Genomic DNA, 23,571 nt, shown 5'->3' with positions numbered 1-23,571 from the left:
CATGGCCTCCGCACTGGAGGGCCGGCTCGCCTGAGCCGTCAAACAGGCAGGACAATGGAAGGGCCGTCCCTCAGGGGGCGGCCCTTCGTTTATTCGGGGGGGGAGCCAATATGTTGGAGCGTGATGCTGGTATTTCTAGATTTCGAAGCCTCGTCGCTCGGCAAGCGCAGCTACCCCATCGAAGTGGCGTGGGTGTTCGAGGATGGCCGATCCGAGGCGCATCTCATCCGTCCCGCACCGGCCTGGACGGATTGGGATGAGGATGCCGAGGCGATACACAAGCTGAGCAGAAGCGCGCTGATGCGAGACGGCACCGATCACAATCTCGTGGCAACGCGAATGGTCGAGACATTGTCCGGCCATGATCTTCTGGCCAGCGCTCCATCCTGGGATGGCAAATGGTTGAGCACCTTGTTGCGAGGCGCCGGATTGCCGCGGCACAGCCTGCGGCTGCGCGGTAGCGATGCGGCACGTCGCGAATGTGCTTCTGCGATCCTTCGGCCCGTCATTTCAGCGGAGCGATTGTCGGAAAACGTCGAGGCGCTTCTGGAGCAATGCGCAGTTCGCGTTTTCGAGAAGCAGCCCGCCCATCGGGCGCTGGCCGATGCGGAAGACGACTACGCCCATTGGCGCGCGGTCCGAACAGCGGCCGAGGAGGTAGCCGTGCTGCAGCACGACCGGACCCTGCCCGCAAATCTCCACGCGTGACGAACGGCTCGGAACATCGGCCTTTGAGCCGACATTGTCCTTTCGTGCAATCAGGCACTCAGGAGCTTTATCATGGGTGAGATCAAGGATCGCGCCAAGGGCGTCGTTGGCGAAACCGTCGGCAAGGCGAAGCGCGCAATCGGCGAGGCGGCCGATTGTCCCGACCTGGTGGTCGAAGGCGATGCACAGGAAGCGAAGGGTGATGCCGAAAAGGCGCACGCGCGTGCCGAAGCCGACCTCAAACGCCGACCGTCCGGGGCCCCTGCGGGCGCCCCTTTCGCATTCAGTCCGAACGAAAAGCCGTTTTCGGAATATGCGTGATCCGGCACGCCAGATCGGCTTCGCCCGACGCCACGACATAATGATCGCCGGCATCGACTATGCCGGTGGTGAAGACGACATCCCGCACGTACATCTGATGCTCGATCGGCGCGGTGAGTGCAGGAGCGGGCTCAAGCAATGGCTGATGATCCGTACGAAGGATACGCGTCGGATCGTCGCGGTCGAGCAGCGACCAATAGGTGCGATAGATGCCGACGATCTCTTTCGGCTCGACCCCGTGCCACAATGTCAGCCAGCCATCGGGCGTGAGGATCGGGGGCGCGCCGCCGCCCATGCGCGCGGTGGCGACGGTGCCTGCATGCGGGCGGATGCCCGGTGAAAGATGCGGTTTCCAGTGCAAGGCATCGGGTGAGGTCGCCAGGTTGATCGACGGGCCGGCGCGCCATTGGCTGCCCGGCGGATAGGCGAAATAGAGCGCGCCGAGCGGGCGGGTCTGCGCCCAGTATCGGTCGTCGATCAGTCCTTCGAAGATCAGCATGTCCTTGTTCTGGTGATCGAGCACGATTCCTTCGAACTGCCAGTCGACGGCGTCGTCCGACGTATAAAGCGTGGTCGAATGGCGCTCGGGGCTGACGGAACATGTGGTCATAAGGTAGCGCCCATCGACACGGCTGATCCGCGCATCCTCCACGCCGTAACATTGCACGCTGTGACCGGGTGCGATCGCGCGGTCGTAATGGATCGCGACCACCTCGAGCCCGTCCGGCGTCAGTTCGACGGGCAGCAGCCATGACAGCGATGTGAGCGCCATGATGTCCCAGCCGCCGCCCGGGATGCTGAACTTGCGCGGATCGGCGGTGTTGACGGTTTCGAGCGGCCAGGCGTCGAGACGGTAGCCGCCCGCGTTCCATCGAATCGCATGGACATGACCGTCGCGGATCGGCGTACGCAGCGCCTCGGCGATCCGTACCATCATCAGCAGATTACCGTTCGGCAGCATCGTCAGCGCCGGATTGAACGCGCCGAGCACATAGGTTTCGGCATCGAGATGGCCGGCGAGCGGCGATCGCGCCAGATCGATCTCGTCGGGAATCAGGACGAGCCGGTCGACGGCATGGCTGCTCATGGATGATCCAGCCGGGTCTCGACGTGCATCAGCGAGACCGCAGTCCGCCTCGGCTGGGTCAGCATGTAATGTGCGGCGACCGCGATATCCTCGGCGCGCAGCATCTTGTGTTCATTGATCAGTTCCACCTGTTTGTCGGGCGGGAAATCGGGATATTGGAAATCGGCGCCGGTGAAGCCGGGTTCGATGAGCCCGACCTTGATGTCGCGCTCCGCCAGTTCCTCGCGCAGCGATTTGGCGAAACCCTGGATCCCCGATTTGGCAGCGACGTAGATCGACGATCCGCCCTTGCGCGAAACCGCGGACATCGAGCCGATGAGCACGATGTCACTGCCCTCGCGCATGCGTTCGGCCGCTTTTTGCGTGGCGATCAGATAGGCGGTGAAATCGGTTTCGATCTGATAGCGGGTATCGTCCTCGTCCGTCTCCGCGAGCGCTTCGGCGGGAACCGCAGCGTTTATGATGGCGATGTCGAGGCCACCCAGCCAGGCGTCGGCGGCGGCGAAGAAGCGGTCCACACCTTCCGCCTCCGCCAGATCGACCGCGATGCCGTCGCCATCGCCGACTTCGCGGATACGGGCGAGCGCGTCCTCCAGATGATCGGCGTTCCGCCCACAGATGAAGACGCGTACGCCCTTGCTGGCGAGCAGGGTCGCAATGGCGCGCCCGATGCCGGTGGTGCCCCCGGTGACGATGGCGTTGCGGCCGTCGAGCGATGGCTGTTCGGTATGAGCGTCGCGTTCCGATGTCATGATCGAAGCTCCTCTGTCTGCCTGGAGAAAGCAGCGAGCATGCCCTGGGTTCCCGCTGTTGCGCTTGCGCGGTCCCCGCAACTTTCGCCGCGGCGCGCGCGTTGCCCGACGGCGCGGGGGCGAAACCATGAAGAGGGACAGATCATGGCGACGACAGCGAAAGCGAAGAAATCGGCGGGCAGCGGCGGCAACACCAAGGGCACCAGCGCGTTCATCGGCGCGGCGGCGATCGGCGTCGCGGCAGGGCTGGCGGCCAATCTGGGACGCAAGGCGATCGTGCAGGGCGCGACGGTGGCGGCCGGCGACTGGATGGAGGGGCTGAAGGCCGAGCATCGCGCCACGCTCGCCATTTTCGAGGCGCTGGAACGGACGGAAGACAGCCATGTTCGCAGGCGCGGCATGCTGCTGACCCAACTCAAGCACGCGCTGGCCAAACATGCCTTCCAGGAAGAGAATGTCGTCTACCCGGCGATGCGCCAGCATGGTCAGATCGAGGCGGCCGACGGACTCAACCGCGATCACGGCTATGTGAAGCAATATCTGTTCGAGCTGACCGAGCTCGACAGGGACAGTCCGGCCTGGATCGTCAAGCTGCGCGCGTTCCGCGTGGATCTGGAAAAGCATGTGCGCGAGGAGGAGGACGAGCTCTTTCCCATGCTCCACACCGCCCTTGGCGAGGCCGGCAACAGGCATGTGACGCTGGCGATGAACAAGGAAGGCTTCAAGATCGCCTGACCCGAAGACGAGGGAGACGCGCATGGACGCGACCGAGAGTGAACGCGGCAAGCGGCCGCATATCGACAAGGACGGAACCGTCCACGGCAGTGGCGCCGGTGCCGGGGGCGGCAATCCGGGTGAGGATTATGACGACGATCCCGTGGGGGGAGGGGGAACGCCATCGACCGGAACGAGCCCAAAACCGCACAAGGCACCGGGCGGCAGCGCGTAAGCGAAGGCGCAAGCGTCAGCCTTGGTTGGGTGGCGCTTGCGCTGCGCGTCGGCGTCACGCCGGCTGAAGGCTGACGGTTCTGGGTTTCGCGGGCGGCAGTCCGCCGTTTTCCGCTGTATCGAGCAGTTCCTGTTTGCGCGCTGCCATCTCGTCTCGCAGCGCGACAAGGTCGACATCGGTCTTGCGGCACTGTGCGAACATGCCCTCGGAGGGCATTTCCTCCTCATGGACGTGATGCTTGATCTCCTCCGACAGCACGGTGACCTTCGCGTCGTAGAAATCGGCATCGGCCGTCGAGTTCATGATGTCGTTGATCAGCATCTTCGCGCCGTCATGCTCGACATAGGCCTCGTCGAGCGTGTCGTCCTCGATCTTCCCCCGGAAGGCCGGATAGAAGATTTCCTCCTCGATCATCATATGCACCTTGAGTTCGGTGCAGATCTTGTTGGCGATCGCCTGCTTGCGGCTGGAATCGCGCGCATTCTCGAATTGCTCGAACAGATCCTCCACCTTGCGGTGATCCGCCTTCAGCAGGGCGATGGCATCGGTGAATTGCTGGTCCGCCATGATCAGTCTCCTTGATTGGACTCGCTTCCAACCACGGGCAAAAGTCCGAAGTTCCCTGCTTCCGGGGCGGTGCGATCGATTTCGCCGAGCATCATTTCCAGCGCCACGCGCGTGGCCGCCACGCGCACGCCGCCGCGCCCGATATCACCGAAATGCGCGACATGATGCGTGGCCGCTTGGCCCCGGCGCGCGCTCGCGAAATGGACAAGGCCGGGCTCGTCGTCCGGTCCCGCCGGACCGGCAAAACCGGTCACCGCCACGGCGATATCGGCGTGCGATGCGGCGAGCGCGCCCTGTGCCATCGCGATCGCCACACCCGCGCTCACCGCGCCGCAACGCGCGATGAGGCCGGGGTCGAGGGCGAGCATGTCGGCCTTCGCCCTGCCGGTATAGACGATGAAGCCGCGCTCGAACGCGTGCCCCATGCCCTCCACATCGGTGAGGATCGATGCGATCAGTCCACCGGTACAGCTTTCCGCCGTGGCCAGTGTCAGCGACTCCGCACAGGCGCGCGTGAGCAGGGTCTGGGCCAAGCGCTCGACATCTTCGGGCAGCGCTGGGGACAGGGTTTCGGCCGTCATCACGGGATCCGGACGTCAGCCGCCGCCGTCAGCCATCGCCGCCGCTTCACCGCTTGTGGTGTGACCGGCGGCGAGTTCGTCATACCTTTCGGCGAAGACGAGGAAACGCCTGCGCACCGCGGCATTGTCGGTCTCGGCGGCGGTCCGGCGGCACGCGGAAGCGCGGGCGGTCCACCATGCTCTGTCGTATCCGCTCATGGCTTGAGCGATTTCGCCATGTTGAGATGCGCGGTGACAATGGGCGTCGTTTCGGTCGCGAAGGTCTTGAGCGTTGCGACATCGCCATTGGCCGCATAGCCGCGCAGGACGTCGAGCGCGGCCTCATGTGCGGAGACCTGTTCGGCCGCGAATGCGGCGTCGAACGCGGCGCCGGACTTTGACTGAAGGTCGGCCAGCTTTGCCTGCTGGTCCGCCGTCAGCACCGGATCGGGAATGATGGGCGGCGTCGCCGTCGCGGCGGCGGTCTTCAGCTTGGCGGTGGATTGAGTATGCGCGTCGATCATCTTGCGCGCGAAGGTCTTGATCGCGGCTGATTGCGCCTTGTCGGCCGCCAGTTTGGAGATCGCGATCTCGAACGCGTCGCTGGCCGCCGCCTTGTTCGCGAAATCCTGGCCGGGGCTCAGGGCGGGCGCGCCCTGCGCGCCGGGTATCTCGGCCGAAGCCACGTTCTGGAGGTTTGCGGTTGTGGCGTCATCCTTGGGGCCGCAGGCAGCAAGGGCCAGGACGGATACCGATATCAGCGCGAATGGGCTGCGGATCATGAACAGTCTCCCGTTTGACAGGCCGGTGCCTGCGGGCGTGTCAACGGCTGCCCGAACCCCGATGTTCCGGCGCTATCGATGTGTTTCGACGAGTTTCGTGACAGATAGATCGCGTGGACCTTTGGCGGGCGGACCGCGTTTGACCGACGGTATCAACTGAGCGGTGAAAGGCCCGGCCATGAGCATTTTCGGTTCGATCATGAACAAGATCTTCGGACACAAGCCCGCAACCGGCGCACCGTCCGCGCCCGCGACGCCGGCTCCCGAGGCGCCGCCGAGCCCGTCCGCGCCTCCGGTCGCGCCCGCGCAACCCACAGTCACCCCGGCCGCGCCGCAGGTCGATGTCGATGCGGTTCTGACCGAGATGGCGACCCTGAGGCCGGGCGGGAACTGGCGGACCTCGATCGTCGATCTGCTGAAGCTGCTCGATCTCGATTCCAGCCTGTCGGCCCGCGCGAACCTCGCCGACGAGCTTGGCATTCATGCCGGACCGAACGGCAGCGCCGAACAGAATGTCGCGCTCCACAAGGCGGTGATGCGCAAGCTCGCCGAAAATGGCGGCGTCGTGCCTGACGACTTGCGCGACTGATCGTTCGAACACGGGCCTGGTCAATCGCCGCCGGTTTTGTCGTGCGGTGCCGCAACGGGCTTCGATTCGGGTGACTCGCGTTGCCGCAGGAAGATGCTGAGCACGACGAGGACCGCGGTCGACAGGAACTCGCTTTGCCAGTTCTGGAAGGATTCGAACCAGAGCTGCGCGCTGCCGAGATAATTGATCGTCGAAAGCGGTGTCTCACCGTTGCGCAGCGCTTCCGCCGCCGCTTCGTGTGCGCTGAAGGTCCAGTGCAGCGCGAAGGAGAGAAGAAAGAGGACCAGCAAAACCGTGCCGAGCGAATGTGCGTAGAGCCAGCGCATCGCCGCGCCCGCTTTCAGGATCGCGGGTGCGCCGGGTTTCCTTGACTGGGCGGCGAGATCGGCGTCGCGTGGCGGGGCGTCGGGATCCTTGGACTCCGACGATCCCTTCTGGAACAGGAATGCGGTCAGCACGACATAGGCCGACATCTGCAGGAATTCGCTTTCCCAGTTCTCGAACACGCTGGAGAGGAATTGCGGATCGGTCGTGTATCGGCCCAGCGAGATCGCGGCTTCGCCCTGGCGGGCGAGTTCCTCATTCTCGAAATGCCAGCCCGCCAGCCAGTGTCCGACAAAGCTGACGGCGAACATCGCCAGCAGCACGATCGTCAATCCATTGTCGCGCCAGATGCGTCGCATGGCTGTGCCCCTTCAGTTGGCGCCATGGCCCTTCTTCTTTTCCAGGCTTTCGGGGATCGATCCGTGCCGGGCCTTGCCGTCGGCCGGCAGGGGATGCCCGCCAGTGCCCGGCCTTTCTGGTTTTGCCGGTGGATCAATCTCCACGCCGTCGCGGCCGACGATCATCTCTTCGTTGGGAATTTTGCTGTTCATGGGCGACCTCCTGCGCGATCCAACGCACGGGCGCGGCCAAGGTTCTTGGAACAACTCTCGAGATGATCGCGACGCGGCAGCCTTTCGTCGCGATGCTGATGTCGATCAATGATCATGGGGGCGGCACGTCCTAATAGGCGCGCACCGCAGCCGGGGGGCGTCGGAAATGGAGTCGCACCATGGTGCAAGACGACATGAGATATTTTCAGAAACGTGCCCGCGAGGAACGAGACCGGGCCGGAGCCGCCGCTGACGCCTGTGCCCGCCGCGCGCATGCGTGCATCGCGGTCGGATATGAGCAGCTCGTCGTGCGTGCGGAGACAAGCGAACTCCGGAGAGTGGTGGAATGAGTGTTTCGACACCCGTCCGAGAAACCCGTGAAGTCCTGCTGGAGCGCGCCAGGGAAGCGATACGGCTGGCGAAAGCCGAGACCGTGCCCAACCGCGCCCGCATCCACATCCAGGCAGCCGAAACCTGGTTGAGGCTGGCAGCGCGCAAACCAAGGGCGGACGTCGAAGAGGGCGCCAAACCCCGTGAGCCGAACCCGGTTTGATTTGATCCACACCCTGCCATCCCCGCTCGTCGGGGATGGGCATCCGTTCATCGGAGATTCTTAACGCGGGCGGCTGTCGAGATAGAGATAGGCGGGATCGAATTCGGCGACGCGTTTCAGGCCCTCGGGATCCAGCAGCTTCGCCACGCCCCGTCGGAAATCAAGCAAACCGCGTTCGCGCAGGTCGCGCAATACGCGATTGGTGTGGACGGAGGTCATGCCCAGGCATTCGCCGAGTTCGGTCTGGTTGATCGGAAATGCGAAACCATCGGGTTCCGCCTTCCCGACCAGTGCGAGCCGCGTATACAGCTCGCAAAACAGATGGGCGGTTCGCGCCGCGCCGGAGCGCTGGCCGAGAGAAACTTCCCATTCCCGGTGCATCGCGGCGTCGAGATTGGTGAGAAACCAGAACAGCCGGGTAAGATGGGGGTATTGTTCGGTCATGCGCGTCAACCGGTCGTGGGGCACATAGGCCACCTTCGCGGCCGTCAGGGCCATCACGTCATGGTCGAGATGCTTCAGCGTGAAGCCGTGCAAGTCCAGGAAATCGCCGGGAACATGAATTGCGGAAATCTGGCGGCTGCCGTTGCGCATATCCTTGTAGCGGCACATCATGCCCTCGATCAGCAGGATCGAATGCGACAGCGGGACGCCGCGCTTCAACACCGTCCGTTTCGCGGGCACCATCGCGACTTCATCCACCAGCCCGGCGACGATCGCGACTTCATCCGGATCGATCGCGTCACGCGCGCGGAGGGCGAGGAGAAGTGCCTCGACCATGATCAGCCGTTCGCCGGCATTCGCAGCTCGAAGGCGTCCGGAAAGCAGACGTCGCTCAGCGGATTACCGTCCTCATCCTCGATAGCGATGCGCCCCGTCAGGTCGATCAGGCCTTCACGCGCTTCTTCCGCGACGATCGACCGGATACTGTCGAGAGCCAGGACCCGCGCGCCCGCCTGATCCGGCGCGTCGGAGCCTTCCTCATCGTGCACCAGCCCATGGCCATTATGAATATGAAGAAAGAAGCGCGGCATCGTCACCTCTCTGACTTTGATGGATCAACGCGGCCCTCGGCGCCATCGTTCCGATCCTTGCTAGATCACGCCTGCGATCAGCCCGAGCGCCTCGGCTTCCGCGGCTTCCAGATACCAGTCGGACGCGGCGCGCCTGACGACTTCGTCGATCGTGACGCGCGAACCGCGCGCGAGATTCTCGAACCCCTCGCGCTGGATGGCGATCGAACTTTCGATCTCGGCGAGTGCCGCCTGCACGGGTGCACGGCAGCTGGTCAACGGACCGTCGAGCGAGAGCGTCTTGCACAGCCGCCGCTCGTGAATCATCAGCCTCGTCCCGCGCGTGAGGTAACGATTCTCGCGGGTGAAAAAACCCATGAAGGTCGAACCCGCCGAATAGATCGCCGCCTTGCCCAGGAAGACGAACCGGCGTTCGGGCTCGAGATCACTGTGGAAGCGGACGTCCTCACCCATCATGCGCGCGATTTCAGGATCGCCGCCAAGGGTGGAAAGCTCGACGACGACCAGTCCTTCCGCCGGTGCCGCAGTGAGTTGATCCCTGAACCGGCCATACATGGCGTCGTCGATCGCCCCGGAAAGCAGAATGGCGGGCGCGCGAAAGGCCGATGGCTCCAATTTTTCGGTCATGCAACGTCCCCTGGTCGAGACGCCGGAGTGCTCCGCATGTACCGGAGCACTCCGGCGCCAGTCGTCTCCGTCAGTCGCCGTTGCGCGCGAAGCCGGTGTTGTTTCCGCTTTCAGTATTCGGGATGAGCGCGTCGTCATCCTCTTCGCCCTCGTCGCCGAACGCACCTTCGCCGTCATCCTCTACATTGGTCGCGCCGCCTTCTCCTTCGGACTGGCTGCCTTGCTTGCCGCCAAGCTCGGTATCCTCACGCGTGTTTTGCGTATCCTTGCGCTGACTGTCCTCGGCATTGCCGAATTCGGCCTCGCGGTCGCGCTCGTCGCGCCCGATAATGGGATCGTTGCGATTGTCGCTCATGATGATCTCCTCACTTGTGCCACCCAGCGGCGCGAAGAAGCGGCAGACCTGCCTCGAAGTTCCCAGCAGCTTCAAAAATATCCTTTATTTAACTTGGGTTAGTTGCAGCGCATCGTGAATGATCGCCGGATCGCAGACGGCATGGAACATCCGGCACGTCCGCCGCGTCTTGTTTCGACGCAGACGGAGACACAAGATGGACACTGGCTGGATCTGGAGTCTCGTGACGATCGGCGGACCCATTCTTCTGGGCGTGGTGCTGATCTGGGCGATCCTCAACAATCGACGTTCCCCCGCCGAGGAGGAGCGTACCGAGCGCGCCACGGCGCGCCTTTATGAAGAGCAGGACCGGATCGACAAGGCCAATGAGGGGGCGGCCCAGCCACGGCCTGATCCCGATCCCGCACCATCGCCGCCGTCTGCCCGGGACAGCGAGCCGCCGAAGGAGAATATCTCCACCAGGCATCAGGCGCCGGGTGATGCGATGCGGCCGCGCGATACGCTGGATCGCGACATACCAAGCTGAGGCCGGTCGGTCATATGGTGAAATTGAAAGTCTTCCGTACGCCCATCGGATTTCATGATGCCTATGTCGCCGCACCCAGCCAAAAGGCAGCGCTGGCCGCCTGGGGCGCGGACGCGGATTTGTTCGCGCGTGGCGTGGCGGAGCGGGTGAGCGATCCGAGGCTGGCCGCCGAGCCGCTCGAAAAACCTGGAGAAGTGATCCGGCGCACACGTGGCACGGCCGCGGAGCATCTTGCGGCACTGCCGCGAGATCGAGCACGACGGCATCCCGAAGCAGCCGTCGGGGGCAGAGATACGACCGAGAAATCCGGCCCAGCGGAAAAACCGCGTGCGTCGATCCGAAAATCATCTCCGAGACGTCGACCCCGGCCATCCCGCGAAAAGCTGGATGCGCTCGAAAGGGAGCTGGATGCACTGGCGGCGCGACAGCGTCGTGAAATGCGCGAGATCGCGGCCGAACTGGCGCGGGTCGAACGACAAAAGGCTTCGCTCGGGCTCCGCCATGATCGGGAACGAGCGGCGCTGCAGCACAAGCTTGATCGGGTGAAATCCAGCCATGAGCGCGCCGTGCGGGTTTGGCGTGCGCAACTGTGACGACCTGCCGAAGGCAGGACGATGCTGAGCACGTCCAGACCCGTCAGAACATATGATCCGTCGGTATCGCGGGAAGGAACGACTGGATGAGGAACGAAACTGAAGTGCGAAACAATATCGATGCCACCCGTTACGAATTGCAGGTGGACGGCGGCCTCGGCATTGCACGTTACGAGCGTCGCGAAGGCGCGATCATCTTCACCCATACCGAAGTACCGGAGGCACTGCAGGGCCGGGGCTTTGCCGGCCGGCTGATCAAGGGCGCGCTTGCGGACGTTCGGGATCAAGGCCTCAAGGTCGTTCCGCTCTGCGCGTTCGTATCCGCCTATCTCGACCGGCATCCCGAGGAACAGGACCTTCTGGCGACCGATGCACCGGGGTGACGGGCGATGCCCTTCATCGACCGATTGACCGCGGAAAGAGGAGCTCCGCCTAGAGGCAAGCGATCTCGTAATCGATCGGCTTGAAGGATCCATTGTTGGACTGCGGCGCCGAGCAGGCGGTCAGGCCGATAACGAGATCGTCTTCCGCCCTGAAGACGATGCGATCTCCCGCGACGCTGAGCGGTGGATCGACGCGCAGGGCGCCGGTTACCGGATCGATCGGCACGTTCATGAAGCAGTTGAAAGCGACCGGAATATCATCCGGCGTAACGCCATAAGGGGCCAGCGCCGATGCGAGATTGCCGAAGCAGCCATGGTGCGGATCGTCATCACCGTAGATGATGCGAAACGTATCGCTCGAACATGGCGTGAGCAGGAAATCGTGCCGGCCGACATCGTCATGCACGATCTCAAGCAATATATTGCTGCGATTGGAGTAAAGCTTGTGACCGGTCGTGAGGTAGATGCGGCCGGCATAATCGAGCGTTCGCCCCGACGACAGCACCTCGCGCACATCGTCGCGCCGGAAGGCGAGCAGGTCGGCGACCTGTTCGCCGCTCGGGTCGATCACCGAGAGCAGCGCGCCTTTCGGCAATTCGAATGCGACGCCGGTGCGCGGGGGAATCCTATGCGGCATCCTGTTCTTCCTTGCGCTTGCGGAACGGGCATTGCCAATCCGGCCCGACCTGTCGGCCGCTATACTGCCGTGCCTCGGATATCGCGCCGTGCCGCGCCAGCATCGGGTTGGGCGTACCGGCCAATGCGACGTCCCGTGTGATGATCGCTTCGCGGAGTCTCTCGTAACGCCCCTGTTCGCGCAGCCGTTCGAACTGGTCGTGAAGATTGAAGACCAGCGCGGGGCGCTGGAAGCGACGCGCCGGCCGGCTGGCGTGCGGATGAAGGCCCACAACGAAAAACGCCTCGCCGCCGAAGCTCAGGGAAAAGTGCGGATCGTCGGGATCCGCGCTGACGCGCGGATCGGGCCTTTGCCCAAGCCATTCGTCCTTGTCGCTGAGCGACTGAAGCCGTGCCCAGAGATTGCGTTCGAATGCGGCCTCGTCGAGCGCCGCGTCATTCTCGAACAGGACGACGAGCGACTGAAACAGCGCCGGATCGGCCCGATAGTCCTGAACCAGGTCGAGCAGATTGGGATAGATGCGCAGATCGTCCCAGGCCGATCCGATCTCCTTGCCGACGACGAAGCGCATTTTTCCACGTGCGAGCGCCGATTTGGCGCCGACACAGGGGAAGTTGTCCGCCTTGATGAAGGACTGGAACGCGCGGGCGAGGGGATGATTGAGATCATTGGTTGGTTTCAGCATGTCGCGCACAACGTTGATGTCGAATAAATTGTTTCATTTTATTGGTTTAACCTATGTTGATTGTGAGCGCAGAGGCTGGGCAAGGGCAGGCCAGCGGCACCGGTTTGGGCGAAGCCGGAGACCGAACCGCTGCGGGATTTGACGATATGATCATGAGCGCCTGATCGGGGCGTCACTCGATCAGGCGCTCATGGATCATCGTGCAGGGGATCGTTGCCAGATGCCGGTGGGTCGAACGCATCGGGCGTATCGAGCGGCGTGCCCAGCGCGGCCGCGATCATGCGTTCCCAGGTTGCGGGATCACCGACGGCGGCCATGTCTTCATCGGCTTCCCGCATCGTCTTCAGGACGGCGATGGCGTCGGCCTGATAATCGGGCCAGGCTTCATCGACATCGGGCGCCGCCGATGGCTGACTGCCGTCGGCATTGCCGCTCAGTCGCTGCGCCGCCGGAACGCGGGCAATCCGTTCGATCACGCTGGTTTTGGCGACATTCATCATATCCTTCCGAACGCTTGCCGCGAGGGTTCTGCCTGGCTGCAGCCGCCGGGGGGTGGTGCCTGTTCCATCATGATCCGAGAGCGCAAGGTCCGCGCGCGATGGAATTCGCTATGCCGGGTGCACGCGTTCGAGAAAGTCGCGGATCAGCGGCACGACGTCGTCGAGATTGGTTTCGAGCAGCCAATGCCCCCCGTCGAGGAGGTGAAGTTCGGCGTCGGGCAGATCGCGCAGATAGGCCCGGGCCGAGATCTCGGGCATATAACCGTCCTGCGGGCCCCAGACGATGAGCGTCGGCGGCCGGTGCGTACTCAGATAGCGGCGGTGCTCCGGAAACCATTCTCGGTTCGCCTTGAGCCCGGCGATCAGGTCGACCGCGATCTCCTGCCGCTTCGGCGTCATCAGCGACCAATGGAGCGTCCAGAGATCGGGCGGGATCGTGTCCGCGATATCGCCGCCGACCTCGTTCAGGAACTCCTCGCGAAATGCCTCCTTCGAGATGGCCTCGCGCAATTGCGCGCGCATCTCGTCTGGAGGAAGTGCCCAGCTCTTTTCGATCTCGGCATATTTGGGGCCGAGCGCGTCCTCATAAGGGATATCGCCATTCTGGATGATGAGGGCGACGACGCGATCCGGGTCCCTGATCGCCAGCCTCGCTCCGATCGGCGATCCGAAATCGTGCAGATAGAGCGCGAAACGGTTCATCCCCAGGGTCTCGACGAATGCGTCGAGAAAGGCCGCGTATCCGTCGAAGCTATAATCGAAATCGTCCGGCGTCCCGCTATAGCCGGTACCGGGATAGTCGGGCGCCAGCAGATGCCAGCGGTCCGCCAGGCGGGGCATCAGGTTGCGGAATTCATAGGATGAGCAGGGATAGCCGTGGGGCAGGAGCAGGACGGGCGCGCCCTTCCGCCCCGCCTCACGGTAAAAGGCGTCGACATTGCCGACACGCACATGATGATGACGTACCCGGGTGTCCATTTCCACCTCCAGTTGTTCAGTCCTCAAAGCCGAGAATGAGCCAGGGGATGCCGAACCGGTCGGTGACCATGCCGAACAGCGCGGCCCATGCGACTTTCGTCGGGGCGACGCTGATCGAGCCGCCATCCGCCAGGCCGTCGAAAATCCGGCGCGCTTCATCGGCTGTCTCGAAATGCATCGCCAGATTGAAGCCGCGCGGACTCGCATATTGATCGGCGGGAAGATCGTTCCCGAGAAGCCGGGTGTCGCCCAGTCGCAGTTCGGCGAAGCGGACCATGTCGGGCGCGCCGGCGGTAGAGCCCGGCGGCAAGGGCACGTCCCCGGTTTCGCCCAGCGTGTTCATGACGGTGATTTCGCCGCCGAACAGCGCGGCATAGCGCTCGAACGCCTCGCGGCACTGTCCGTCGAATTCGAGCTGGGGGACTAGCTCCGCCACGGCGTCTGCTCCTCGGGGGCTTTGGGACACGCCTTCACAACCGATGTCCGCAACCAAGGTTTCCCGCGCCTATCTGCCGGAGCGTCGCCGGCGAGCGGGTGTTTCCGCGAGTTCGATCCACACCGGTGCGTGATCGCTGGTCTTCTTCCAGCGCCGGGGCTCCCGATCGACGTCAGCTGCGGTCAGCCGTCTGGCGGCCACCGGATTGAGCAGGAGATGATCGATGCGCAGACCCGCATCGCGTTCGAAGGCGTGGCGCAGATATTTCCAGAACGTATAGATCGTCGCATCCGGATGGAGATGGCGGAGCGCATCGATCCATCCTTGGCCGAGGAGCCGGGCATAGGCCTTGCGGACGTCGGGCGCGAAGAGCGCATCGTCCAGCCAGCGTTCGGGGGCGTAAACGTCACGCTCGGTCGGCATGACGTTATAGTCGCCCGCGATGACCACGGGCGCATCCAGGCCGACAAGCGTTGCCATATGCGCGTGAAGCCGGGCGAACCAGTCGAGCTTATAGTCGAACTTCGGCCCCGGCCGGGGATTGCCGTTCGGCAGATAGAGGCAGCCGACAAGCACGCCGCCCACCGCCGCCTCGATATAGCGGCTGTGGCTGTCGCGCGTGTCGCCAGGCAGACCGCGCCGGGTTTCGTGGATTTCGCCGATCCGGCTGAGGATCGCGACGCCGTTCCACGCCTTCTGGCCGTGCCAGGCCGCATCATAGCCGAGATCGCGGATCGGCCCGTCGGGGAAGCGCTCGTCGGGCGCCTTCAATTCCTGAAGGCAGACGATGTCGGGTTGCGCCAGTTCGAGCCAGCGCAGCAGCACCGGCAGGCGGCCATTCACCCCGTTCACATTATAGGTCGCGATCTTCATGCTGCGATGTCGCTACCGTCCTCGCATGGATGGCGGTGTCGGAGATCTGCCTCTTTGGCCCCGGCGGCGCCTCAACCGTTGACGATCGTCCCGCCATTGGGATGGAGCACCTGTCCCGACATGTAGCTCGAATCCTCGCAGGCGAGGAACAGGAAGGCGGGCGCCACCTCGTTCGGCTGGCCGGGACGCCCCATCGGCGTCTGCTCGCCGAAATGTTCGAGCTTCTCCGGGCTTGCGCCGCCGCACGGGTTGAGCGGTGTCCAGATCGGGCCCGGCGCGACCGCGTTCACGCGAATGCCGTCCCCAATCAGATTTTCGGAGAGCGAGCGCGTGAACGCCGTTATGGCGCCCTTGGTCGAGCTGTAGTCGAGCAGTTCCTTGCTGCCCTGATACATGGTGACGCTGGTGCAGTTGATGATTGCGGCGCCGGACTTCAGGTGCGGCCGCGCCGCCTGGACCAGGAAGAACATGCCGAAGATGTTGGTCTGGAAAGTCCGGCGCAATTGCGCTTCGGTGATATCGGTGATGTCCTCGTCCGGATGCTGCTCGCCGGCATTGTTGACGATTATGTCGATCCGGCCGAACGCCTCGATCGTCCGATTCACGATCTCGTCGGCGAAATCGCGCTCGCCGATGTCGCCGCGAATGGTGATCGCGCTTCGGCCCTCGGCCTCGACGATGCGTCTGGTTTCAGCGGCATCGTCGTCCTCCAGCAGATAGACGATCGCGATATCGGCGCCTTCGCGCGCATAGAGCGCGGCGACCGCCCTGCCGATGCCGCTATCGGCGCCGGTGATGATCGCGACCTTGCCGGCGAGCCGGTCCGAGCCCCTGTAGCGCGGCCGCCAGTCGGGCTTGGGCTCCAGCCGGCTTTCATGACCGGGCAGGGCATCTTCATGGATCATCTGGTCGATCTCGGTCATCCGGGCTCTCCTTCTGGATGAAGAACTCTTTGAGGGGCCCGGGAGTTCTCCGACGCGTGAACGAACGGCGTACCGGCCAGCATCTCATTGGTCGCGGTCCTTCGTCAGGGCGTCGGGCGGAACCGGCGACGTTCCTTCGGTGCGATCGCGGTATATGGCGGCACGGGCCAGCAGCATGAGGGTAACGGGCGTGGTGAGCGTCACCACGATACCGATGAGGATTTCGTGAATGACGGGCCGTGAATACAGGACGGTGAAACACAGTATCGACGCCGCGAGGATCAGGCCCGCTCCCAAAGTCGTGCCGAGCGTGGGCGCGTGGACGCGCTCGTAGAAGGTCTTCAGGCGCAGCAGGCCAAACGTGCCTATGAGCGTGATCGTCGATCCGGCGAGCAGCAGAAGGCCCACGACGATGGCGGCCCAGATCGGGAGGTCGGGCGCCTGGATCATTCGATGACCTCGCCGCGCATGAGAAACTTGCCGAGCGCCACGGTGCCGGCGAAGCCGAGCAGGCCGATCGCGAGCGCGGCCTCGAAATAGAGCGTTCGGCCGGTCTGGATGCCGTAGGTGACGAGAAGCAGCATCGCGCCGATGTAAAGCGCGTCGAGACCCAGAACCCGGTCCTGCGCGCGCGGGCCGCGCAGCATGCGATAGGCGGCGAAGATCATTGCAAGTCCGAGGATGATTTGCGACGTCGTGATGACGAGCGCCAGGATCAGCAGGCTCACTCGAAGATCTCCATGAGCAGGCGTTCGTATCGGTCCTTGATCAATCTGATCCATTCCTCCTCGTCGACAAGGTCGAGAACGTGGATCAGAATGACATGCCTGCGCGCATCGTGCTGGACCCACAATGTGCCCGGCGTGGCGGTGATGATGACCGCCAGCACCGCGAGCGCATGGGGATTGCGAAGCCCGGTCGGCAGGTGGAGAAACCCGGATTTGCGGTCGGTACGGCGGAAAAGGACGATCCGGGCCACTGCGATGTTCGAGCGAAGGATGTCGGCGCAGACCATGCCGGCCAGGCGGATGACCGCGAGACCTGGTCTGTAGCCCGCTGCGTCCGGTCGGAGCGACAGCATCGTTCGTGATATGAGGACTGCGACCACGCCGCCGAGCAGGACATGCCCCGGGGAAAAGCCCGTGAGCAGGATCCACATCACCAGCAGCGCAAGGGCCAGCAGGGGAAAGGGAAGCAGGCGCTTCATCTCCGAAGCCCTGAGACAGCGGCCTTGCCCGGATCGCCGACCGTGCCCCCGGGTCCGCCGGCGCTGATATAGCCCGTGGGATCCTGAAGCGCTTCCGCGGTTGCCTGCATGAAATCCATGACGGGCCCGGCAGTGAGCATCAGCGCCAGGCAGACCAGAAGCAGCAAGCCGATGGGCGTGACCTCGATCAGGCTCAGGCGCGACGGCGAGTCCTCGCCCGGCGTCCAGAGCCGGTCGATCCCGGCGCGGGTCATGGCGATCATCGTTGCGAGTCCCGAAAGGATGATCAGGACGATCAGTATCCAGTGCGTGGGCGCGATCTCGACGTTGCGGAACAATGCGTCGATGAGCGCGAACTTGGCGATGAAGCCCGACAGTGGCGGCAGACCGGCCAGAAGAAGGGCGCAAAAGATGAAGCCGCCGCCCAGAATGGCGATCGTGCCGGGGATGACGATGCCGACCTCGTCCTCCTTCTCCTCGATAGCGCCGACATATTCATCGTCGAACACCGGCTCGGCGATGCCCCCGATCAGGTCCTCCTCGTCGGCATTGCGCTCGACCGGCTCGATGATCAGGTATAGTGCGCTGACCGCCAGCGTCGAGCTCACAAGGTAGAAGAGCAGCGCCGCGGTGAGCGCTTCGCCGCCTATGCCGATCGCGGCAAGCAATATGCCCGAGGAGACCAGGACGTAATGACCCGCCACCCGGGTCAGCTGCCGTGCGGCCAGAATCCCGAGAATCCCGAACAGCATGGTCGCGAGGCCGGCGAGCTGGAGGGTCTCGTTGGCAAAGCCCGCCGCCCCCCCGGATTCCTTTCCGAAAAGAAGGGAGGACAGGCGTAATATGACGTAGATGCCGACCTTGGTCATGATGGCGAACACCGCCGCGACCGGGGGCGAGGCAGCACCATAGGTGCGGGGTAGCCAGAAGCTCAGAGGCCAGATCCCCGCCTTCACGAGAAAGGCCACGCCGAGGATCGCCGCTCCGGCTTCGACAAGCGCCAGGTTTTCCCGGTCGGCCGAAGCCAGGCTGAGCGCGAGATGCGCCATGTTGAGCGTGCCGGTCACGGAATAGAGAAGGGCGACGCCGATGAGAAACAGCAGCGACGCGGCTATGTTGATGGCGATATAGTGGAGGCTTGCGCCTGTGCGTTCCGTCCCCGACCCGTGCAGGATCAGGCTGTACGACGCGGCGAGCAGCACTTCGAAAAAAACGAACAGATTGAAGATGTCGCCGGTCAGGAACGCGCCGTTTATGCCCATGAGGAGCAGCAGGAAGAGCGTGTGGAAGCGCGGGCCGGACCGATCCCATCGCGCAGTGGCATAGTAAAGCGACGTGAAACCGAGGACGCTGGTCAGCAACAGCATCATCGTCGAGAGGCGGTCGGCGACGAGGACGATCGCGAACGGCGACGGCCAGTCGCCGAGCCGATATGCGACCGGGCCGGTTTCGCGTGCCGACCAGATGAGCGCGACCGCGACTGCGACCATCAGCGCAGCTACGCCGAGGCTGATCACGCGTTTCGCGGCGCGGCGGCGTTCGTCGAGAGAAAGCGTCAATGCGCTCGCCGCCAGCGGCAGCACGATCGGGACGATGATCAGATGATCGGACCATTGCGTCATGCCTCGCCGTCCTCGCCGTCCACATGGTCGGTTCCGGTCAGCCCGCGAGAGGCCATCAGTACGACGAGCAGCAGCGCGGTCGTCGCGAACGAGATCACGATTGCTGTCAGGACCAGCGCCTGGGGAAGCGGATCGGCATAGGCGGCCGCGTCCGCTGGTCCCTTGCCGACTATGGGAGGGGCATCCGTGCGCAGGCGACCCGCCGCGATAATGAAGAGGTTGACCGCATAGGAGAGTAGTGAGAGCCCGAGGATGACCTGAAAGGTGCGGGGACGAAACAGCAGCCAGAGCCCCGAGGCGGTCAGGATGCCGATGGCGAGGGAGAGCGCGACTTCCATCAGTTTCCGCCTTCCGGCGCATCGACCAGGTTCACCTCGCCGGCCGGCTTTTTCTTCTTGAGCGGCGACCGGATTGACTGGTGCGCGAGCGCGATCAGGATCAGTACGGTCGTTCCCACGACAACGGTGAACACGCCGATGTCGAAAACCAGGGCGCTGGCAACCGGAACGTCGCCGATCAGCGGCACCGGCAGATAGGTGAAATAGCTTGTGAGGAAAGGCCGGCCGAAAAGCCAGGCTGCTGCTCCGGTTCCGGCCGCGATCAGCAGTCCTGCGCTGATCCATCTGAGCGGCCTGATGTCGAGGCGCGCTTCGACCCATCGCGTCCCGCCCGCCATATAGAGGAGCAGGATCGCGATCGAGGCTGTCACGCCGCCGGCAAAGCCGCCGCCCGGCAGATCATGTCCGCGCATCAAAAGATAGACGGAGAAGGTCAGGATCAAGGGGAACAGCCACTGCATGATGATCCGCGGCACGAACAAATAATGCGCGAGCGTGTCGCCGTGGGCGCGATCTTCTTCGGCGTGGTCGAAATCGTTCTGACGCTGCTGTTGATGCGGGAGCTCGATGCTTTCAGGCGCCGGGCGAAAGCGGCGCAGGAGCGTGAAGACCGTCAATGCCACGATGGCGAGGACCGTGATCTCCCCCAATGTGTCGAAGCCCCGGAAATCGACGAGGATCACGTTGACGACATTTGCGCCGCCGCCCTCGGGATAGGCATTTTCGACGAAATAGCGCGAGATGCTGTCGGTGCGCGGACGCGTCATCATCGCATAGGAGAGGGCCGCCATTCCGAGCCCGCCGAGGAGCGCGATGATGAGGTCGCGGGCGCGTCGCAGCTGGACCATGAGCGGCACCCGGGCCTGGGTCCAGACATCCGGCTTGCGGAGGGGAAGCCATCGCAGACCCAGAAGAAGAAGCACGAGTGTCACGATTTCCACGAGGAGTTGCGTCAGGCCGAGGTCCGGGGCCGAGAGCCAGATGAAGCTGATGCTGGTCGCCAGTCCGGCACCGCCGATCAGCGACAATGCGACCAGCCGGTGGAATTTGGCCTGCCATGCGGCACCGATTGCGCACAGGCCGCCGATGAGCCAGAGAAGCGCGAAGACGGGATCGATCAGGCTGATCGGGACGGGGCCGACGCTGTAGCCGAGGAACAGGAAGGGCAGCGAGCCGAGAAGGATCGCGGTGCCGATGAGGAGGCGCAGCTGGACCTGCAGGCGTCGTGTACCGAGCGTCCGGTGAAGTGCGCGAGCCGTATCGACGATCGCGGCGAGCACCGCCTCGAACGTGCGTCTCGCCCTGAGCCGACCGATCACCGGCGACCGCTCGATCGTGTCGAGGCGGGAGCCGAAACGCGAATAGGCAAGCCCTCCGCCGACAAGGGCGGTGACACTCATGAGCAGCGGAAGATTGAAGCCATGCCAGATCGAGAGGCTGTAGGCGGGGGTCCGTTCGGCGAGCACCGCTTCGACCGCGATCCCGAGAAATGGGCCGATGGTGAGAGCTGGCAAGACGCCGACGAGAAGGCACGCGAGCACCAGGATCTCGATGGGTACACGCATCCAGTGCGGCGCCTCGTGCGGTATGCGCGGGATATTCGTCGGCGCGGGTCCGAAGAAGGTCTTGTGAATGAAGCGGATCGAATAGAAAACGCTGAACGCGCTTGCGAGTGTCGCGAGATACGGCAGGACGACGTCGATGACCGTTCCGCTATGGGCCTCGAGCGCTTCGGCCAGGAACATTTCCTTCGACAGGAACCCGTTGAGAAGCGGCACCCCCGCCATTGCCGCGGCTGCGACCATCGCCAGGGTCGCCGTGACGGGCATGAACTTCGCGAGGCCGCTTAGCCGCCTGAAGTCGCGCGTGCCGGTTTCATGATCTATGATGCCGACCGCCATGAACAACGAGGCCTTGAAGGTCGCGTGATTGATCGTGTGGAAGATCGCCGCGACGGCGGCCAGCGGGCTGCCGAGCCCGAGCAGCAGCGTGATCAGGCCGAGATGGCTGATCGTTGAATATGCGAGCAGGCCCTTGAGGTCTTGCTGGAAAATGGCCGACCAGGCGCCGACCAGCAATGTGGCAAGCCCTGCGGTCGTCACGATCAGGTACCAGCTCTCCGTGCCCGACAGGACGGGCCACAGCAGTATGAGCAGGAAGATGCCGGCCTTCACCATCGTCGCCGAGTGGAGATAGGCCGAGACGGGCGTCGGCGCGGCCATGGCGTGCGGGAGCCAGAAGTGGAAGGGAACCTGCGCGCTCTTCGTGAAGGCGCCGAGAAGGACGAGGATCAGGGCCGGGAGATAGGCTTCGTGTGAACGGATCGCCGGCCCGGCCGCGAGTACGGCATCGACGTCATAGCTTCCCGCCATCCGGCCGATCAGGAGGAAGCCTACCAGCATGCAGACGCCGCCGAAGCCGGTCACGATCAGCGCCATTCTTGCGCCGTCGCGGGCTCCCTGGTTGTGGTGCCAATATCCGATGAGCAAGAAGGAGAAGAGGCTGGTCAATTCCCAGAAAAAGGCGAGCTGGATCAGATTTCCCGAAAGAACGATGCCAAGCATCGCGCCCATGAATGCCTGGAGAAAAGCGAAGAACCGAGGCACCGGGTCCTTCGGCGACATGTAATAGCGTGCGTAAAGGATCACCAGCGCGCCGATCGCCAGGACTAGCAGCGCGAACAGCCAGGTAAAGCCGTCAAGCCTCAGCGTGAACTGGAGGCCGAGTGAGGGTAGCCAGGGGGCTTGGTGGCGAATGACCTCGCCCGCGGCGACGGCGGGGTAAAAGGCGGCGACAAGCGCAAAACCCGCGAGTGCGATCGTTCCCGCAATCGCCGACGCCCAGTTCCGGCCGGCCTGGGGCAATGCCGCTGCGATCACGCTTCCGAGGAACGGGAGGCAGAGCACCGCCAGCAGATAGTGCGTGTCGTGCATGGATGAACGAGACCTCCTGCTGACGGTTGGGCGTGGCTCCTGCCTTAGAGAGGCTTGACGCTGCGGGGCAAGCGGTGGGCGATGGTCACCCGATCTTTTGGCCGATTCCGGCGCTAGTTTCGGCCACTCCTGACGATGAGGAGATCTCCCGAATGACTGTCGAGCAGCTTGTGTTCGGTGCTGCCCACAAGCGCCTCGAAGATCGCGCCACGACCGCGACTTGCGACAATGGTCAGATCGGCTGCGTGGTCCTCGGTGAATTCGCCGATCAGGCTCTCGATCGAGCCCGCCGCGACCACCACCTCGAGGCGAGCGCCGAGCTCGGCTCCGATCCGTGGGTCCGCGGAGATGTCCGCGCGCATGGTGTCGGCCAGTGCCTGGTCCTCGCTGTTCCCCGAATCGGGCGCAATTCCGGCTGCGACGGGGGCATCGCGCGCATGGAGGAGCGTAATGCGCGCCTCGGGAAACAATCGCGCCGAAGCCAGGATCGCCGCCTGGGCAACATCCGTCCTGCCGGCCGCGACAACGATGTTCCGGTAAATGCCTGCTGCGCGTTCCTGGACGATGAGAGCGGGAACGGTGGCGTTGCTGATCAGGCGTTTCGCGGTGCCGCCGAGCAGCAGGCTGCCCAGCGTGTCGTTGCGCGCAATTCCGGTGACGAGGAAATCGCAACCTCGGCTTTCGCTGATCGACAGCAGTTCGGCAGCCGGCTCGCCGGTCGCGACCATGATCTCAACGGGCAGGTCCGTATCGCCCAGATACGATTCGAGCGTCCGTCTGGCACGTTCCGCCTTCGTCATGCGCGTCGGGCGGTCCCTTTCCATGAATTCGCCGGGGTCGGGTTCGATGACCGTTGCCGCGATCAAGCGCGCGCCCCAGGCCCTGGCCAACCCGACTGCACGATCGAGCGCACGATCGCAGCGGCAGCTCAGGTCGGTGGCCAGGAGAAGCGTCCGCGGGAATTCGCCGCTCGTCGTCGGTTCCATCATCGTCCTTCGGGTAAGTCAGCCAATGGGCATCGACTGTGGAATGATGCCGCCACGAGGTCGTTCCGGTCGTCCGCGACTTCGCGGCAACCGCACGGAACAGTCGCCATCGTCGCATGTCCGGGCGCATTGTCGGAGGTCGGCGAACGTTCGCCCCGGGCCGGGTTGGTCTCGAACGGTATCGGACGTCCT

The 23,571-nt window shown here is 64.0% G+C and carries 35 protein-coding genes; 9 read left to right on the top strand and 26 right to left on the bottom strand.

Annotation, left to right across the window (positions count from 1 at the left end; translation table 11 throughout):
- The first annotated feature begins 123 nt into the window (after positions 1-123).
- Together K7G82_RS14420 and K7G82_RS14415 are read left to right on the top strand one after the other, a co-directional pair.
- Complete coding sequence (locus tag K7G82_RS14420; protein ID WP_222990714.1) at positions 124-708, top strand: 3'-5' exonuclease family protein; 585 nt, start codon at positions 124-126, stop codon at positions 706-708.
- A 72-nt stretch (positions 709-780) separates the two neighbouring features.
- The gene (locus K7G82_RS14415; RefSeq protein WP_222990597.1) at positions 781-1,029 is read left to right on the top strand and encodes a CsbD family protein; all 249 of its coding nucleotides are present in this window, start codon (positions 781-783) and stop codon (positions 1,027-1,029) included.
- On the opposite strand, the gene K7G82_RS14410 is transcribed toward K7G82_RS14415, so the two are convergent.
- Both K7G82_RS14410 and K7G82_RS14405 read right to left on the bottom strand, forming a co-directional pair.
- Positions 992-2,116 (bottom strand): glycoside hydrolase family 130 protein, encoded by a 1,125-nt coding sequence (locus K7G82_RS14410; protein WP_222990596.1) that lies wholly within the window; start codon positions 2,114-2,116, stop codon positions 992-994. The two genes, K7G82_RS14415 and K7G82_RS14410, sit on opposite strands and share 38 nt — an antisense overlap.
- Entirely contained in the window at positions 2,113-2,868 is a 756-nt protein-coding gene (locus tag K7G82_RS14405; protein WP_222990595.1) for an SDR family oxidoreductase, read from the bottom strand. The genes K7G82_RS14410 and K7G82_RS14405 overlap by 4 nt, the downstream gene beginning before the upstream one ends.
- 144 nt (positions 2,869-3,012) lie before the next feature.
- On the opposite strand from K7G82_RS14405, the gene K7G82_RS14400 reads away from it, so the two are divergent.
- Together K7G82_RS14400 and K7G82_RS14395 are read left to right on the top strand one after the other, a co-directional pair.
- A complete protein-coding gene (locus K7G82_RS14400) occupies positions 3,013-3,603 on the top strand; it encodes a hemerythrin domain-containing protein (RefSeq protein ID WP_222990594.1) in 591 nt (196 codons plus the stop codon).
- Positions 3,604-3,625: 22 nt separating this feature from the next.
- Positions 3,626-3,817 carry a hypothetical protein gene (locus K7G82_RS14395; protein ID WP_222990593.1) on the top strand — a complete coding sequence of 64 codons (192 nt, stop codon included), beginning with the start codon at positions 3,626-3,628 and terminating at the stop codon, positions 3,815-3,817.
- A 54-nt stretch (positions 3,818-3,871) separates the two neighbouring features.
- On the opposite strand, the gene K7G82_RS14390 is transcribed toward K7G82_RS14395, so the two are convergent.
- From K7G82_RS14390 to K7G82_RS14375, 4 genes are read right to left on the bottom strand one after another with little or no spacing between them, the layout of a single operon-like run.
- Positions 3,872-4,384 (bottom strand): hemerythrin domain-containing protein, encoded by a 513-nt coding sequence (locus K7G82_RS14390; protein WP_222990592.1) that lies wholly within the window; start codon positions 4,382-4,384, stop codon positions 3,872-3,874.
- A 2-nt stretch (positions 4,385-4,386) separates the two neighbouring features.
- A complete protein-coding gene (locus K7G82_RS14385) occupies positions 4,387-4,965 on the bottom strand; it encodes a CinA family protein (protein WP_222990591.1) in 579 nt (192 codons plus the stop codon).
- A gap of 15 nt (positions 4,966-4,980) precedes the next feature.
- The gene (locus tag K7G82_RS14380) at positions 4,981-5,163 is read right to left on the bottom strand and encodes a hypothetical protein (RefSeq protein ID WP_222990590.1); all 183 of its coding nucleotides are present in this window, start codon (positions 5,161-5,163) and stop codon (positions 4,981-4,983) included.
- Positions 5,160-5,726 carry a DUF4142 domain-containing protein gene (locus K7G82_RS14375; RefSeq protein ID WP_222990589.1) on the bottom strand — a complete coding sequence of 189 codons (567 nt, stop codon included), beginning with the start codon at positions 5,724-5,726 and terminating at the stop codon, positions 5,160-5,162. Before K7G82_RS14375 ends, K7G82_RS14380 begins: the two co-directional genes overlap by 4 nt.
- Positions 5,727-5,904: 178 nt before the next feature.
- Here K7G82_RS14375 and K7G82_RS14370 point away from each other — a divergent pair, with 178 nt between their 5' ends.
- Positions 5,905-6,315 (top strand): DUF3597 domain-containing protein, encoded by a 411-nt coding sequence (locus K7G82_RS14370; protein WP_222990588.1) that lies wholly within the window; start codon positions 5,905-5,907, stop codon positions 6,313-6,315.
- Between the two features lie 20 nt (positions 6,316-6,335).
- Here the strand turns inward: K7G82_RS14370 and K7G82_RS14365 are convergent, their stop codons facing one another.
- Positions 6,336-6,998 carry a DUF6766 family protein gene (locus tag K7G82_RS14365; protein WP_222990587.1) on the bottom strand — a complete coding sequence of 221 codons (663 nt, stop codon included), beginning with the start codon at positions 6,996-6,998 and terminating at the stop codon, positions 6,336-6,338.
- Between the two features lie 12 nt (positions 6,999-7,010).
- Positions 7,011-7,190 carry a hypothetical protein gene (locus K7G82_RS14360; RefSeq protein WP_222990586.1) on the bottom strand — a complete coding sequence of 60 codons (180 nt, stop codon included), beginning with the start codon at positions 7,188-7,190 and terminating at the stop codon, positions 7,011-7,013.
- Between the two features lie 346 nt (positions 7,191-7,536).
- Here K7G82_RS14360 and K7G82_RS14355 point away from each other — a divergent pair, with 346 nt between their 5' ends.
- Positions 7,537-7,743 carry a hypothetical protein gene (locus K7G82_RS14355; protein ID WP_222990585.1) on the top strand — a complete coding sequence of 69 codons (207 nt, stop codon included), beginning with the start codon at positions 7,537-7,539 and terminating at the stop codon, positions 7,741-7,743.
- A gap of 60 nt (positions 7,744-7,803) precedes the next feature.
- Here the strand turns inward: K7G82_RS14355 and K7G82_RS14350 are convergent, their stop codons facing one another.
- From K7G82_RS14350 to K7G82_RS14335, 4 genes are all read right to left on the bottom strand, one after another.
- Positions 7,804-8,523, bottom strand: a complete 720-nt coding sequence (locus K7G82_RS14350) for a Crp/Fnr family transcriptional regulator (RefSeq protein ID WP_222990584.1) — start codon at positions 8,521-8,523, stop codon at positions 7,804-7,806.
- Positions 8,524-8,525: 2 nt separating this feature from the next.
- Positions 8,526-8,777 (bottom strand): DUF6894 family protein, encoded by a 252-nt coding sequence (locus tag K7G82_RS14345; protein ID WP_222990583.1) that lies wholly within the window; start codon positions 8,775-8,777, stop codon positions 8,526-8,528.
- Between the two features lie 60 nt (positions 8,778-8,837).
- Positions 8,838-9,404, bottom strand: coding sequence for an ATP-dependent Clp protease proteolytic subunit (locus tag K7G82_RS14340; RefSeq protein WP_222990582.1), 567 nt, complete (start codon positions 9,402-9,404; stop codon positions 8,838-8,840).
- Positions 9,405-9,474: 70 nt separating this feature from the next.
- Positions 9,475-9,759 carry a hypothetical protein gene (locus tag K7G82_RS14335; RefSeq protein WP_222990581.1) on the bottom strand — a complete coding sequence of 95 codons (285 nt, stop codon included), beginning with the start codon at positions 9,757-9,759 and terminating at the stop codon, positions 9,475-9,477.
- Between the two features lie 196 nt (positions 9,760-9,955).
- On the opposite strand from K7G82_RS14335, the gene K7G82_RS14330 reads away from it, so the two are divergent.
- The 3 genes from K7G82_RS14330 to K7G82_RS14320 all read left to right on the top strand — a co-directional run bounded on the left by K7G82_RS14330 (position 9,956) and on the right by K7G82_RS14320 (position 11,261).
- Entirely contained in the window at positions 9,956-10,285 is a 330-nt protein-coding gene (locus K7G82_RS14330) for a hypothetical protein (RefSeq protein ID WP_222990720.1), read from the top strand.
- 14 nt (positions 10,286-10,299) lie between these two features.
- Positions 10,300-10,878 (top strand): hypothetical protein, encoded by a 579-nt coding sequence (locus K7G82_RS14325; RefSeq protein ID WP_222990580.1) that lies wholly within the window; start codon positions 10,300-10,302, stop codon positions 10,876-10,878.
- Positions 10,879-10,964: 86 nt separating this feature from the next.
- A complete protein-coding gene (locus K7G82_RS14320; RefSeq protein ID WP_222990579.1) occupies positions 10,965-11,261 on the top strand; it encodes a GNAT family N-acetyltransferase in 297 nt (98 codons plus the stop codon).
- A gap of 49 nt (positions 11,262-11,310) precedes the next feature.
- Here the strand turns inward: K7G82_RS14320 and K7G82_RS14315 are convergent, their stop codons facing one another.
- The 14 genes from K7G82_RS14315 to K7G82_RS14250 all read right to left on the bottom strand — a co-directional run bounded on the left by K7G82_RS14315 (position 11,311) and on the right by K7G82_RS14250 (position 23,379).
- Entirely contained in the window at positions 11,311-11,898 is a 588-nt protein-coding gene (locus tag K7G82_RS14315) for a DUF1989 domain-containing protein (protein WP_222990578.1), read from the bottom strand.
- The gene (gene gntA, locus K7G82_RS14310; RefSeq protein ID WP_222990577.1) at positions 11,888-12,583 is read right to left on the bottom strand and encodes a guanitoxin biosynthesis heme-dependent pre-guanitoxin N-hydroxylase GntA; all 696 of its coding nucleotides are present in this window, start codon (positions 12,581-12,583) and stop codon (positions 11,888-11,890) included. The genes K7G82_RS14315 and gntA overlap by 11 nt, the downstream gene beginning before the upstream one ends.
- Before the next feature lie 188 nt (positions 12,584-12,771).
- Positions 12,772-13,080: a hypothetical protein gene (locus K7G82_RS14305; RefSeq protein WP_246623562.1), complete on the bottom strand. Its 309-nt coding sequence runs from the start codon at positions 13,078-13,080 to the stop codon at positions 12,772-12,774.
- Positions 13,081-13,191: 111 nt separating this feature from the next.
- On the bottom strand, positions 13,192-14,061 hold the full coding sequence (locus K7G82_RS14300; RefSeq protein WP_222990576.1) for an alpha/beta fold hydrolase: 870 nt from the start codon (positions 14,059-14,061) through the stop codon (positions 13,192-13,194).
- A gap of 16 nt (positions 14,062-14,077) precedes the next feature.
- Entirely contained in the window at positions 14,078-14,497 is a 420-nt protein-coding gene (locus K7G82_RS14295) for a VOC family protein (protein WP_222990575.1), read from the bottom strand.
- A 69-nt stretch (positions 14,498-14,566) separates the two neighbouring features.
- On the bottom strand, positions 14,567-15,370 hold the full coding sequence (gene xth / locus K7G82_RS14290) for an exodeoxyribonuclease III (protein WP_222990574.1): 804 nt from the start codon (positions 15,368-15,370) through the stop codon (positions 14,567-14,569).
- A 71-nt stretch (positions 15,371-15,441) separates the two neighbouring features.
- Positions 15,442-16,293, bottom strand: coding sequence for an SDR family oxidoreductase (locus K7G82_RS14285; RefSeq protein ID WP_222990573.1), 852 nt, complete (start codon positions 16,291-16,293; stop codon positions 15,442-15,444).
- An 84-nt stretch (positions 16,294-16,377) separates the two neighbouring features.
- Positions 16,378-16,743 carry a monovalent cation/H(+) antiporter subunit G gene (mnhG, locus tag K7G82_RS14280; RefSeq protein WP_222990572.1) on the bottom strand — a complete coding sequence of 122 codons (366 nt, stop codon included), beginning with the start codon at positions 16,741-16,743 and terminating at the stop codon, positions 16,378-16,380.
- Positions 16,740-17,021, bottom strand: coding sequence for a K+/H+ antiporter subunit F (locus K7G82_RS14275; protein WP_222990571.1), 282 nt, complete (start codon positions 17,019-17,021; stop codon positions 16,740-16,742). Before K7G82_RS14275 ends, mnhG begins: the two co-directional genes overlap by 4 nt.
- Positions 17,018-17,500: a Na+/H+ antiporter subunit E gene (locus K7G82_RS14270; RefSeq protein ID WP_222990570.1), complete on the bottom strand. Its 483-nt coding sequence runs from the start codon at positions 17,498-17,500 to the stop codon at positions 17,018-17,020. The genes K7G82_RS14275 and K7G82_RS14270 overlap by 4 nt, the downstream gene beginning before the upstream one ends.
- On the bottom strand, positions 17,497-19,122 hold the full coding sequence (locus tag K7G82_RS14265; RefSeq protein WP_222990569.1) for a monovalent cation/H+ antiporter subunit D: 1,626 nt from the start codon (positions 19,120-19,122) through the stop codon (positions 17,497-17,499). Before K7G82_RS14265 ends, K7G82_RS14270 begins: the two co-directional genes overlap by 4 nt.
- Positions 19,119-19,460 carry a Na+/H+ antiporter subunit C gene (locus K7G82_RS14260; protein ID WP_222990568.1) on the bottom strand — a complete coding sequence of 114 codons (342 nt, stop codon included), beginning with the start codon at positions 19,458-19,460 and terminating at the stop codon, positions 19,119-19,121. Before K7G82_RS14260 ends, K7G82_RS14265 begins: the two co-directional genes overlap by 4 nt.
- Positions 19,460-22,393: a monovalent cation/H+ antiporter subunit A gene (locus tag K7G82_RS14255; RefSeq protein WP_222990567.1), complete on the bottom strand. Its 2,934-nt coding sequence runs from the start codon at positions 22,391-22,393 to the stop codon at positions 19,460-19,462. The genes K7G82_RS14260 and K7G82_RS14255 overlap by 1 nt, the downstream gene beginning before the upstream one ends.
- 113 nt (positions 22,394-22,506) lie before the next feature.
- The gene (locus K7G82_RS14250) at positions 22,507-23,379 is read right to left on the bottom strand and encodes a universal stress protein (RefSeq protein WP_222990566.1); all 873 of its coding nucleotides are present in this window, start codon (positions 23,377-23,379) and stop codon (positions 22,507-22,509) included.
- Positions 23,380-23,571: the final 192 nt, after the last annotated feature.

This window comes from Sphingomonas colocasiae (assembly GCF_019880585.1).
Taxonomy (GTDB): Bacteria; Pseudomonadota; Alphaproteobacteria; order Sphingomonadales; family Sphingomonadaceae; genus Sphingobium_A; species Sphingobium_A colocasiae.
This window is presented reverse-complemented; position numbering and strand designations above follow the sequence as displayed.